Source organism: Phycisphaeraceae bacterium (assembly GCA_019636795.1).
GTDB lineage: Bacteria > Planctomycetota > Phycisphaerae > Phycisphaerales > UBA1924 > JAHBWW01.
In genome coordinates this window covers 146738-159251 of sequence record JAHBWW010000006.1, presented here as the reverse complement: position 1 = coordinate 159251, position 12514 = coordinate 146738, and the positions used below count along the sequence as shown (strand labels likewise).

Here is a 12514-nt window from a genome sequence, read left to right as displayed (position 1 = left end):
GATTCACGCGGCGTAGAGCTCGCGTTGGAGGGATTCGACCGCGGAACGGAGCTGGTCGGCCCCGCCGAAGATCGCGATGATCTCCTTGACGTTCCCTCGTGTGCTGATGGGGGGAACCCGGAGGGCATCCGGGAGCTTGAACTGCCCGAGGCCGTGCTCGGCGTACTTGTCGAGCAGGTCCTCCAGGATTGCTCGCGCATCGGGGCCATACTCGTCGAAGAGGTCCTGCTTGTTCGTCCGAAGACGCTCGGCTCGTTCACAGCGAGTACGGAGCGGGGTGTCGAACGCAAGATGGCAGAGGAGGTCGAAGGCGTCCGCGTCCTTCTTGCCGGTCACCTCGGCAAGGTGGTCGAAGTCGATGCCTCGCTCAGCGAGTCGCTCCGCAACTTCCTCGCGCTGACTCGGGGTCGCCCACTGGTCTCGGAGTTCGTCGGCATCGCGGAACAGGGACCGGACGGCCTCGGCCGTATAGTCGGTGAACTCGATGACCCGGAGCTGGTTGCCGCTGGAGTCCATCTCGTAGACGACCTGGTGGGCGACCTCCACGTGCCCGCCCTCGATGTAGTACTTGCGGCGTTCCGGTGGCGGTGGGTCAACGATGACGGGGCCATCACCGTCGATGATCACCTCCCCATCGTCGTCCTCGTCAACCGGCGGTTCGTCGCTGGGCGGACCGTCTTCGATGACCTCTTCGTCGATGACATTGCCGTCGTCGTCGATGGTGGTCTCCGTGATCAATTCGGGGTCGCCGTCGAAGTCAGGATCGGCGAAGTGGCGGGTGGCTGTACCCGTGTAATCGAGGATGCTGAAGAACAGCTTGCCGTAGTCCTCGCGGACGCGTGTGCCGCGGCCGATGATCTGTTTGAACTCGCTGATCGAACCGACGACCCGAACGAGCGCGACGTTCTTGACCATCGGGGCATCTACGCCGGTCGTGAGAAGCTGCGAGGTCGTCAGCACCACGGGCGTGACAGTTTCAAGCTCTTGGAAGTTGCTGAGATGGCCCTTGCCGATGCCGCCCTCGTCGGCCGTGACGCGGCACACGTAGTCCGGATACTTCTGGACGAGGTCTGCATTCAGGTTGTTGATCGCCTTGCGCATCTCGTCCGCGTGTTCCTGGTCGACGCAGAACACGATGGTCTTCGCGAATCGGTCGGTCTTCTTCAAGAACTGGGTGATATGTGCTGCGATCGCCTCGGTGCGCTTCTTGAGCGCGACGACCTTCTCGAAGTCCTTGGTCTGGTATTCCTCGTCCGGAATCTCGCGGCCGTACTTGTCAAGCTCTCCTTTGGTCGGGCGCCAACCGGCCGCATCCACCGTCGTGACGATGCGATGCACGCGGTAGGGAGCAAGGAAGCCGTCCTCGATGCCCTGCTTCAGGGAGTAGGTGTAGATGGGATTGCCGAAGTACTCGTAGGTGTCGCGGTTGTCGTCGCGCAGAGGGGTGGCCGTCATGCCAAACTGCACCGCAGGCTCGAAGTACTCGAGAATCTCCCTCCAGGTGCTGTCGGCTCGGGCCGAGCCGCGATGGCATTCATCGATGATCACGAGGTCGAAGAAGTCTCGATCGAACTCTCGGTAGAGACCCGGCCTGCGCTCATCTTCGGCGATCGCCTGATAGATGGCGAAGTACATCTCCCGGCTCTTGACAATCTCGCCGTTCTCGATCTTGTGGCGCGCATCGCCGAACGGGACGAAGGTCTTGTCCTTCGGGTCGTCCACCAAGATGTTGCGGTCCGCGAGATAGAGGATCTTGGGGCGTCGGTGCTCACCCGTGCGGTTCCAGCGGCTGGCCCAGAGCTTCCAGCAGATCTGGAACGCGACGACGGTCTTGCCAGTTCCCGTCGCCATGGTGACGAGCACGCGGCGCTTACCCTGCACGATCGACTGAACCACGCGGTGAATCGCCACGTCCTGGTAGTAGCGTGGCTGCTTGTCGGGGATCAGGTGGTACGCCTGAAGAAGCCGGTCGGCTTGGTCATCCGCAATGCCATCGACGGTGCGGAGGCGGTTCCACAACTCGTGCGGGGCGGGAAAGGTGCCGATGTCTCGCTCCACGCCCGTTGTGAAGTCGAACTCGACGATCCCATGACCATTGGTTGAGTACGCGAACTTGAGTCCGAGTGTCTGGGCGTAGTCCTTCGCCTGCCCGAGTCCAGCGGATGGGGTCTTGTACTCCGGCTTCGCTTCCACAACAGCGATCGGAAAGTCCCTTGTGTATCGCAGGAGGTAGTCGGCTCGCTTCTGCTTGCCGCGACGCACCTTCCCCCCGGCGACAATGATCCGACCGTCCGTGAACGTGCGCTGCTCGGCGATCGAGTGCGGTTCGCTCTCCCAGCCCGCATCGGTGAGCTTCGGCACGACATACTTGCGACAAGTATCTGCTTCGGAGTTGGGACTCATTGCCGCTTGCCCTCCGGGTGCTCTTCGAGCCAGCGGTCGATGGCGTCCTTTCGGAACCGCCAGTGCTTCCCGACCTTCTGGCCGGGCACCTTTCCCTCTTGGGCGAGCTTGTAGAGGGTGGACTTGGCGATCTGGAGATAGGCGCAGAGCTGCTCGACGGTCATCACGTCGGGTGGGTCGGCCTTTCGCTTGGAGGCGCCGGCACTGGGCATCCTCCAATAGTACCAGTTGGTGTCAGTTCATGATGAGTGGGCTGGTCGAGGCCCGGTGGTGCTACTGAACCTCGATGTGAACCGCTCGGTCAGGAGCCATTCGGCTTGCCGTTCTTGCCCTCCTGGTGGATCCAGGTGTGGGCCATGTCGGCGATCTTCGCGACGATCGGTAGGTCGTCGCGTCCGAAGCTGTCGGACGTCTTCCACTCCTCGCCGTCCTTGTAGAGGCGGCTGAGGGTGACGTTGTGACGGAGGCCGTTCTGGGTCTCGTTGGCCCAGATCGCCGCCTTGATGGCGCCAAGCCTGATCTCGTGGACGGGCTTGTTCTTTCCGTTGCCGTTGTCGTTCTTGCTCATGGTGTGTTCTCCTTTCGTTGGTTGAACTGCCGCTCTCGATTCCGGTCGCGCGGCGGTCTCAGACCGCCAGAGCGAGCAACGAGCTCGCCTTCTCGTCGACCTCGGTCCGGTCGCCCGCGTTGGGCATGCGGCCGGCCAATCTGGTGAGGGCGTCGACGACTGCGAAGATCGTCAAGCGTCCCTGCGACTCGGCGATGCCCAGCGCGTCTTTCGCAAGCGTGCGCTGGATGCCGTACTTCTGGAGCAGCTTGAGCGCCTCGTCCTGGTCATCGCCGATGCGCTCGCGCATCGCTTTGCGGATGACCTCGACAAAGCCATCGCGCCTCGCATCGCGCTTCTCGACAAGGGCGTGGATGCGCCGCCGGATCTCCGGGAGTGCCTCCTCGACGCTCGCCGTGTGCTTGCGGCTGTACTCGAAGACCTCGGTCGCGTCCCAGACGATGTGGTTCTGGCAGACCGCCTGGAACCAGAAAGTCTTGACGCCGAGCGACCGCTTGCCGACCTCGGAGTTCCAGAGAAAGAAGCCGGGCGCGAACGCCTCGCCATCGATCTCCGTCCACCCTGTCGGGTCGATGAGGAACACGAACATGTCCTGCTCGCCGCGGTAGAGCCCGGTCGCGCCCCCGAGCCCCGTCTGTGGGGGCTCGAAGTCGGTCGCGAACTCCTTGACGATGGCCAGCAGGTCGATGTCGTGCACGCGCGTGTAGCTGGGCGGGTGGATTGCCCGCACGGTGCGGTCGCGGCCGAGCACCTGCAGCGGCTTGCCGCCACGGGGCAGCGTCTCAGCGAGCGCATGCGACGCGGTCCTCGGTGACAGGCGATTGATAGTGTCCTTGGAGACGTTGGCCAGCCGGCAGAGCTGGCCGAAGCTCCAATCAGTCATGTCGTGCTGCACGCCGTCGAGCGCCAGACGAAGCCGCGTGTCATGCCCGTCGGGTACGAACCCGTCGGGATGGACCCACTGTGTTCTAGATTCGGACCGAGACAGGGCGCACGCATCCCACAGGGATTGCATGCTGTCGTGTACTTCGTCCGGTGAGCGCGCGAAAAGCTGCCGACTCGCGTCGGTGAGTGTCTGCGTCATGGGATGTCCTTTCTGGTGTGATGAACCTGCGTATGTGAACCTTGGTGTTGCACCACCGGGCTCTCGGCGGGCAGTGCGCACGCACACCCGTCCGGCGAGAGTCGGTCTTCACATCTGCCCGGGCTCATGGGTTCAAAGAGCGGGCGCGGTGCGCCCAAGCTCATTACCGCCAGAATTTGTCGAGAAAGTCAAGAGCACATCGAGCCGCCTACATGACGGACAAACCAGCGCCTTCAGCGCGCAAAGAAACCGCCACCACATGGTGGGGCGGGAGCGGGTGCGCGAGCGTTCACTTCGTGATGATCGGCCGTCCGGGATGCGGAGGCGCGGGATACGGCCGGGGGCTTGCCGGAGGGAAGGGACGCTCCGGGACTGGACGAGGCCGGGGAATCTCCGGCACGACCGGTCGCGGTGGGACTTGGGGATGGTTGATGGATCTGATCATGGCGTTCTGTTCCTTGAAGCCTTGAGAGTCGCGGGCACGCCCCGCGACCTCGCCGCGTGCTTCTCAGTGCTTCTTGTCCTTGGGCGGGTTGGGGTCCTTCCCGTAGGAGTCCTTGTCCCGGATCTGCCCGTTGGGGCGGTGGATGACGACCTCACCCTTGTTCTGCTTCGCGATCGGCGTCGCCGCTTTGGTCGCTGCGGTCTGCGTCCGGTGGTTCGAGACCGGCTTGCCACCCTCCGGCTTCACCTGCCAGTTGGTGCCGTTCGGCACGACGTGGACATTCTTTCCCTTGGCCATAGCTGAAATCTCCTGGTCCACCGGGGCTTCCGGCGGAGCGTTCCGTGGGATCTGGGGACACTGCGTCCCCTCTGTATGGACTACGTGGGCTCCTTACGGCCGCCGGAATCGCAATAATGCGGGCGGCGTAAGAGCCCGGCGTACTGCTTCCAGAGCCGGCCGGGACAACGAGCGAGCGTGCAAATGGATGAAGACGCCTCGACGCAATCGGACTATGACATTGCCCTGCAGATCGCCTGCGGGGAGGAGGACGGGATTCGTGCGCTCATTCGGGAGCACGGCCCGCGCGTGCGGGGGTATCTGGAGAAGCGGTTCCCGCGCGTCTGGGAGGACGCATGGCAGCGCGCCCTGATCCGTGTAGTGGACAAGATCAACTCCTTCGATCCGGACAAGGGATCGCTGGGGGTCTGGTTCATGAAACTCGCGCATCGGTGCGCTTGCTCCGAGATGCGGGCAGAGAACCGACACTCGTGCGAGGCCGCGCAGGAAGACATTGACCACGACAAGAGGAGACCGCCGAATCAGCCATCCGCCCCGAAGCAGCGGCGCGAGGCCGAACGCCGCGCCGAGCAGATCCGCGAGGCCATCGCGGCCCTGCCGCCGAAGGGGCGGCGAGTCATCGAGGCGGACCTCGCTTTCTGGCGAGGGGACACGGCGCCCGATGAGGTCGCCTCGGCAGGCGACCTCGCCGCAGAGTGGGGCGACACGACTGAGAATGCCATTCATCAAGCCCGTCACCGGGCAAGGAAGAAGCTCAGGGAGGAATTGATTCGGCGCGGCGCTTATCGCGAGGACACCAGGCCATGACCGACCCAAGAGACAACAGATTCTGGCGGGAGATGGCTGACGAGATGCAGCGTGCGATGCATCTTCAGCCGCTCACCGATGAGGAGGCCGCCGCGGAGTACGACGCGGCGCCCGAGCTCCCCATGTCGGACGCGGAAATCGAGGAGGCCGTCCGGCTCGCCAGTTCGCGTGTACCCGTGGAGCGGAGCTACGCCGAGCGAACCGGTTCGCCGGCCGGGAGCGCCGAGATCGATCAGGAGGTTGGTGAGGTGCTCGGCCTGCATCGCAACGAGGGCGAGCTCGATCCGGAGGTCGAGGAAGAAATGCGGCGTCAGCGCGAGGAAGCGCTGCAGGACGATGAGGACAAAGACCCCCCCGACGGTGACGAGGATGCCCAAGAAACCTGAGCAAACTGCATTTGAACGCAGGCTCGACATCGCGCGTGGCGATGCCGAGTCACTCATCGAGCGCCTGGACATCCGTAAGACCCCGATCGATCCCATCGCAATCGCCGCCACAGAGAGGCGCATACTCCGGCTGTGCCCAGGCGACTATAAGGCCTCTTTCGATGGCCGACTGGAGTACCACCCATCGAAGGACCGGTTCCTCTGCTTCTACAACACCAAGTACGACCGCCCGGGTGAGCAACGGCATGCGCCTCGAACTAGGTTCTCGCTCGCGCACGAGCTCGGGCACTTCTTTATCGAGGCCCATCACGAGTACCTGCGTTCCGGCGGGAAGAGTCACCCATCTCGCAGTGAATTCGTCGCTTCAACACCGGTCGAGCGGCAGGCCGACTGCTTCGCGGCGCACCTCCTCATGCCCGACCGGCTCGTGAAACCGCTGGTCAATCAGGAGGAACTTTCGGTCGAACTGATCGACCTCGTCGCCAGCACGTTTCAGACATCGTTTGTCAGCGCGGCCCTCCGCGCTGTCGAGTGCTCGCACTTCTTCGGGGCGGTTGCCGCCGTCCGGAACGGCAAGGTGATCTGGGTCAAGCCCAGCGCTCCGCTCATTGAGCGCGGGGTCTATCCCGGTGAACGCGGACCGCTCCGCTCGAAGAGCGCACAGCAGGCATGGGGAGAGTTCGAAGCCGGAGCAGCTTCGGTGACTGACCGCGGAGGCTGGGCGCGGGATTGGTTCCGGATTTACAACGATGACCTACGGGCTCGTCTCCCGGTCACCGAGTCGTATCTACCCGTCCGTGTCATGGACACGCTGGTCGTGATGCTCTCGGTCCCCGAGGACGAACTCTGGGACGATGACGAGTAGCGGAACGCGCGCGAGCGGTTCTATCAGTCGGCCTATCACCTGTCGGCTCGCCATCGCCGTCGGGGGTCGCCCAGACCCCGCCCCGGCGGCGATGGCGGGACGACGCTTATCGCCTCCCGGCCGCAGGCCTGTCGGACGACCGGAGCCCTAGGGGGTCATGTGCTGTGGATTCGCCACGCCCGGCGAATCCGGCCGATCACGGTCCGCTCTTCGCAGCGCGCGAGCGCTCGATCGACTCTAAGGTTCTGACAGCGTTCGGGCGGTTCGCACCGCCCGCCGCCTGGAGCGACGTGTGGTTCGACCTGTCCCGTGCATCCAACGCGGCCCCGGCATCGGCCAGCAGCGCGACGATGACGGAGTCGTTACTTACCGCCGCCAGATGCAACGGAGTCCGGCGTTCCACATTCGGATAATCCCTGTACTCCCCCTCCAGCAGGCGGGCCATGATTCTGGCTCGTCCCCACTCCGCGGCCACATGGAACGCGGTGTTCCCGTTCTTATCCGTGCCGAGCGGGTCGGCCCCGGCGCGAAGCAGTAGGTCAACGCTGTCATGAAGCCCGTGGCGTATCGCCAACGCAAGCGCGCGCGAGTAGCTCTCGCCGCCGGCTTCGTTGGGGGCGGCCTCGATCAGCAGCCTCATCAGAGCCGGGTCTGGCGCAATGTTCAAGAAGGCGATCGGGAGTAGCCCCCGGCTGTCCCGTTGCGTCGCGGTCTCAGGCGCCGCCGCGATCAAGATCCGTGCAATACCTGTCTCGGACTCCCTGCACGCTTCCATGAGCGGCGAGGTTCCGTTCTTGGTCTGAACCGTGGGCGACGCACCCGCCTTGAGAAGGAGGCGCACCACATCCTCCGCGCCTCGCTCGGAAGCGACGTGGAGTGCCGTCCAGTTGCTGTGGCTTCCCGCGTTCACATCGGCGCCTGAATCAATCAGCAAGCGAACGACGTCAGCGCGTGACGCGAGTGCGGCGTTGTGTAGTGGCGTCAACCGTCGGACGCACCTGCTGTGCACGCTGTCAGGGTTGCCCGCAAGCATCGCGCGAATCACCTTGATGTCGTCGAAAACCACGGCGGCGAGCAGGTCAGGTTCCGCCCCCGCAGCACGGAGTGCTTTGTATGCCGCCGGGCTCCCGCCTGCAGCCGCATGCGTGACCGGCCCGTGCCCGGACACGTCCGGTGCGTTGGGGTCCGCGCCGGCGGCCAAGAGCATCTGTATGGCGTTCATGTCTCCGACGCCGGCCGCCACAGCCAAGAGTGTGCGCCCCGTGGTGTGCTCGTGGAACCCGACGGTGGCGGGCACCTCTCTGATCAGCCGCTCAACCGCCGTGGAGTCCTTGCCGTCATACAACGCGAACCCGTTGTATCGACCCAGCACCGCTTGCATCGACGCGCTCCCCCGCTGGCTGTGATGCGTGAGCGGTGTCCACGCGCCGCCCGTGCTATGAGCAATTGCGAGGTGCATGTTCGCGCCGCGACGGAGGAGGAACTCGGCCATCTGGGGGCTCGGCGCATAAGCGAGCGGCGGGATGCCTTGGCCATCGACAGCGTTCACGAACTCGGGCTTGCTGTCGAGCATCTTCCCGACGAGGTCGCGGCTGTCTCTCTTCACCGCGTCGTGAAGTTGGAGCACGGCAGGCAAGACATTTTCTTGCGCGTGCGTGAGAGGCGCACAGAGCATCAGAGCAACGATCAGCACAAGGATGCGAGTCATGGCGGTTCTCCATGATGCGGCGACGCCCTTGAAACGACGCGGCCGGGTGATACGCTGCGAGCGGCGGTTGCGCGGTGTGCGCATCAACAAGTCATTTTTTCCCCTTCTGTCTTGGTCGAGTACCCAGAACGGGAAAGGAGGTGCCGGGCAATGCTCGGCGGTTTGAGGCCCCAAGTCTCCCGGTTGGATAGGCCAGAGCCAATGGCTGTGGTGTATCAACTCGCGGCCGCAAGGCCGCACAACCAAAGGAGAACATGTATGGCAAAGCTCGTCGTACAGACAAAGAAGGGGCCGATCACGAGGAACTTCACGGTGGTGCAGAAGATGTCCCCGGGCAAGCCCGAGGTCGTCGAACGCATCGGCGAAGAGGTCTGGTTCCTCTCTGATGGAACCGGCGCAGAGTCGCGCTCTCTCACGCGCGTCCTGCCGTACGGTTTCGCCAGAAGACCAGTGTTCTCCGGCGCCATCGTCGGAGCATCTCTGCTCATGATTCTGCTGGTTACCGTTCGGTTCCTCGCGATATAGGTTGTGGTGGCTTGTCCTTACAGACAAGTCCACCCTTTCCCGGCGCTCGTGAGCTTGCCACAGGCCCATGGCCTTTGGCAAGGGTGCCTCGGTGTGTCCCGCGATGGCGGGAGCTCCGGCTTCTTTTTTTGCGTCCCGTTCCCGCAACCCCGATTGGGGAAGGAGGAACGGCAGGCGGGACAACCCGCAAGGGACCCAGTGCTCCCGCCTGTAACTCGTGACCCGCACGCCAGAGCGCCCGTGGAGCTCCTCTTCTGGAGCAGCGACGCGGCAGGCCGGTCGGACCGTGTGTCCGGCGACGTGCGGGAAGACAAGAGAGCCTGGCTCTTTTGTCTTTTTTGGACCGCTCATGGCGTAGCCTCGACGGGCGTGGGTCCGTACTGCCTTTCGAGTTCCCGGTAGACCGATTCTGCCAGCGGCCGCGTTCGCTTCAGGAACTCGACCTGGGCCTCATCGTCGATCTGCCGGGGGGATTGCTTCTGCACGGCGGCCTTCACGCCGACGCCTCGACCCAGATTTGGCCATGGCTCCATCGCTCGCCGCTTGTACACGCTGAACGGGATCGGCCAACGTGTTTGAACGGGGATCGGCACGCCACCGAACTGGGTGTAGCCCGACCCTTGAGAGACGTGCAGGATGAACTCCTGCGGGTGGTCTGAAGTGCGGATGATGTCGCTCTTGGTTAGTCTCGACTTCAGCGTGGTTGACTCGGTCATGCCGGCAAGGCTCCACCGCGGCACTTGCATCGTCTCCCTCGATCCATCCCCCAATCGCCGATACTTGACACTGTCGAAGCGCCACGCCACGGACTGCGAGATCGCAAGCTCCTCTCCGCTGATCGTGCAGAGGTCCTCCATCTCGCCCGGGTCCGTGACCGAGAAGTGCATCTTCACACGCGTGTTGGTCCGGATGGCAGGCCGGAGGTCGGTGTCGGGCGTCTTGAGGTCGCTGATGCTCTGGTTGGCGAGGATGGCCCGGACACCGAAGCTGCGGGCCTGCTCCAGGATGATGCGGAAGTTCTCGCCGGCGATGCGCTGAAACTCGTCGATGAAGAGGTAGGTCTCTCGGTCCTGGGCTCCGTCGCGCTGCCGGTCGATGGCCGCGGTGAGGAGCGAGTACAGCGCGAGCTTGGCGATCTCTCGCACACTCACGCTTTCCAGCGCCGCGGGAAGCCAGAAGTACACGACCTGCCGGTGCTCCAACGCGGTTGGCAAGTGGATCGTGGCCGACTCGGGCAGCGCCGATCCGTCCGACGCGAGATTCTTGTAGCGGGACAGGGACTGCACGGTGGCGGCCAGCTCGAACACATCGGCCGCGCCTTCGCGGCGAGCGAGGCGTTCGAGCACCTGATAGAGCTCCTCGAACGACCGAGGCTTGGCCGGGTCCTGCAGGGCTTCGTAGAGCATCATGCGGTTGCGGCGGGTGTAGTAGCTCCGGCCGTATCCCTCGCCGTGTGAGAGGGCGAGCGAGTCGAGGATGAGCTCGCACAGTTGCATCGGTGAGCGGCGCTTGGAGTCCATGCTCGCGAACGGGTTGAAATGATGCGATTCGGAACCCACCTCGGGTGTGAAGAGCCGGAACGCGTAGCGTGGGTCGTTGGGGTCCGTCACTCCGTGACGCTTTCGCCGTGCGTCGGCTTCTGCCTTGATGGTCTGGAGCAGCGCAGGGTCGCCCTTGAGGTCAAGGATCACGATGGGCGGTTCGCTCCTCGCACTGTCTTCGCGTGAGGGGTCGATGTGCTGACGGAGGAGCTGGATCAGCATCGGCATGATGCCGAGGCTGGTCTTGCCCGAACCGGTCTCGCCGACGATGTAGCAGTGCTGATTCAACAGCGGCCGGTGGAGCAGCACCGGGAAGCCCATGCAAGGCTCAACTCCGAGGAACAGGTGGTCGGCCTCATAGACCGCCGAACCAAACAGGGGCTCGGTCGCGGTGTGGACCGACTCAGCAACGCGGTCGACGCGCCAGTTCCACTCCGTCCGGTCAGGTGCGTGGTCCAGGCCTGGCGACGCCGAACTCCCTTCCACCCGCTGACGAAGCTCGATAAGGAAGGCGAGCGGCCGCGCGTAGACGGCAAGGAGAACCAGACTCGGCAGGGTTGCGGCGAGCAGAAGGGACACCGGCAGGAGCCACCCGTAATGCAGCCGGCCCTGGAGGATCGCGGCGAGCACCGCGAAGAGCCATGTATGCGGTCGGTCTCCGATCTCGTCGCGAATAAACGATGGGAACGCTCTCGCGACATACCGCCGACGGAACTGGTCATCGTCCGCGTCCGCTTGACTGCTGATTCGTTGCACCCGTTCGTTGAGGCGGGCGGCGCGCTCGTTCGCGCCGATCTTCCAGTCGCGAAGGGTGTCCGACGGTGCGATCTCCGGCAGTTGCGGTCGATTCACCGTGGGCACGAGCGGGGGCGGTGCCTTGTCCCAGTCCACCGGAGCGGTGGAATGGTCAAACACCTTGCGGATCGGCAACGATTCTGATGCGCCGGTCACCAGCAATCGCGACAGCCCTAAGCGTGCGACATCGCCGGGCACATACAGGGTGAGCCCGAGACCGAGGGTGAAGAAGATCGTGCTAAGCAGAGTCACGAAGGTCCAGTGGCGTCGTCGCTGGTGGTCGCGCGGACGCCAGACGCCCGGAGCACCGGCGTCGTCCCGCCCATACGCGAGATAGTGCCCGAGCGCATCGAGCGCTCCGCGAAGCGGCGCTCGGCCTCGGAGCCACCAGAGCACCACGCCGGTGTTGAGCGCGGCGATCAGCAGGGTCGCGAGCGCGGAGGAGTACCTCGGCAGAAGCACGGCGATCACCATGGTCAGGTACAGCGGCCAGAACATCGGCGCGGGGGCACGCTCAGCGCTGAGCGCCTTGCGTGTCGACGGTGTGAGCCGCGGATGGGTCAGGATCCACTGCTGATAGAAGGACACTGGGCCTGTGCCGAGCAGCCGGAAGAGGACAGCGCCGATGCTCGCGAGCACGGCTGTCACCAGCAGGCGGTCGTCGATCACGCTGGAGACCGCGTAGAGAAACGCGATGCCCATGGCCGGCGCGAGCACCGCGATCAGGAGGTACCGAGGCGAGAGCAGGCCAGCCCGGAAGAGCAACACCAGCATGAGCGTCGCAACCAGGCCCGCTAATCCGATCGCGACATAGAAGGGGGCGATGCGGGTCACCGAGATCGAGAGCACGAGCATCACGAGCATGCCGGTGGGCATCAAGCCCAGAATGTCGACCGCGTGCTTCGCGCGGTCGGCCTCCCATGGCTCGCAGCGGTGCGCGAGCGACATGTCGGCGGTGCTGAGCGGGTGCGGAAGTCGAGACGCATTGAGCTGCGTCGCTGACGTGGGGTCGTATTCAAGCGGAAAGCGTTTCATGACCATAGCGCCGACAGGAGGTACGTGCGGCGTCTCGAAGCGTGAATCGTTCATG

Annotated in this window: 11 protein-coding genes; 4 read left to right on the top strand and 7 right to left on the bottom strand. The window is 64.2% G+C overall.

From position 1 onward, the window contains the following. Positions 1-3: 3 nt before the first annotated feature. From KF757_13150 to KF757_13130, 5 genes are all read right to left on the bottom strand, one after another. Entirely contained in the window at positions 4-2361 is a 2358-nt protein-coding gene (locus tag KF757_13150; protein MBX3323926.1) for a DEAD/DEAH box helicase family protein, read from the bottom strand. 38 nt (positions 2362-2399) lie between these two features. Continuing rightward, positions 2400-2615, bottom strand: a complete 216-nt coding sequence (locus KF757_13145) for a helix-turn-helix domain-containing protein (GenBank protein MBX3323925.1) — start codon at positions 2613-2615, stop codon at positions 2400-2402. A gap of 89 nt (positions 2616-2704) precedes the next feature. Further along, entirely contained in the window at positions 2705-2971 is a 267-nt protein-coding gene (locus KF757_13140) for a hypothetical protein (protein ID MBX3323924.1), read from the bottom strand. Positions 2972-3029: 58 nt separating this feature from the next. Continuing rightward, on the bottom strand, positions 3030-4055 hold the full coding sequence (locus tag KF757_13135; protein MBX3323923.1) for a DUF932 domain-containing protein: 1026 nt from the start codon (positions 4053-4055) through the stop codon (positions 3030-3032). 508 nt (positions 4056-4563) lie between these two features. After that, positions 4564-4797 (bottom strand): DUF2188 domain-containing protein, encoded by a 234-nt coding sequence (locus tag KF757_13130; GenBank protein MBX3323922.1) that lies wholly within the window; start codon positions 4795-4797, stop codon positions 4564-4566. A 177-nt stretch (positions 4798-4974) separates the two neighbouring features. On the opposite strand from KF757_13130, the gene KF757_13125 reads away from it, so the two are divergent. The 3 genes from KF757_13125 to KF757_13115 are packed head-to-tail and all read left to right on the top strand — an operon-like array spanning position 4975 to position 6855. After that, positions 4975-5604: a sigma-70 family RNA polymerase sigma factor gene (locus tag KF757_13125; protein ID MBX3323921.1), complete on the top strand. Its 630-nt coding sequence runs from the start codon at positions 4975-4977 to the stop codon at positions 5602-5604. Beyond that, positions 5601-5990 carry a hypothetical protein gene (locus tag KF757_13120; GenBank protein MBX3323920.1) on the top strand — a complete coding sequence of 130 codons (390 nt, stop codon included), beginning with the start codon at positions 5601-5603 and terminating at the stop codon, positions 5988-5990. Before KF757_13125 ends, KF757_13120 begins: the two co-directional genes overlap by 4 nt. After that, the gene (locus KF757_13115; GenBank protein MBX3323919.1) at positions 5974-6855 is read left to right on the top strand and encodes an ImmA/IrrE family metallo-endopeptidase; all 882 of its coding nucleotides are present in this window, start codon (positions 5974-5976) and stop codon (positions 6853-6855) included. Before KF757_13120 ends, KF757_13115 begins: the two co-directional genes overlap by 17 nt. 196 nt (positions 6856-7051) lie before the next feature. Here the strand turns inward: KF757_13115 and KF757_13110 are convergent, their stop codons facing one another. Then, the gene (locus KF757_13110; protein ID MBX3323918.1) at positions 7052-8563 is read right to left on the bottom strand and encodes an ankyrin repeat domain-containing protein; all 1512 of its coding nucleotides are present in this window, start codon (positions 8561-8563) and stop codon (positions 7052-7054) included. A gap of 258 nt (positions 8564-8821) precedes the next feature. Between KF757_13110 and KF757_13105 the strand changes: the two genes are divergently transcribed. Further along, a complete protein-coding gene (locus KF757_13105; protein ID MBX3323917.1) occupies positions 8822-9088 on the top strand; it encodes a hypothetical protein in 267 nt (88 codons plus the stop codon). Between the two features lie 347 nt (positions 9089-9435). Here the strand turns inward: KF757_13105 and KF757_13100 are convergent, their stop codons facing one another. Further along, positions 9436-12513 (bottom strand): type IV secretory system conjugative DNA transfer family protein, encoded by a 3078-nt coding sequence (locus KF757_13100; GenBank protein ID MBX3323916.1) that lies wholly within the window; start codon positions 12511-12513, stop codon positions 9436-9438. Position 12514 lies beyond the last annotated feature (1 nt).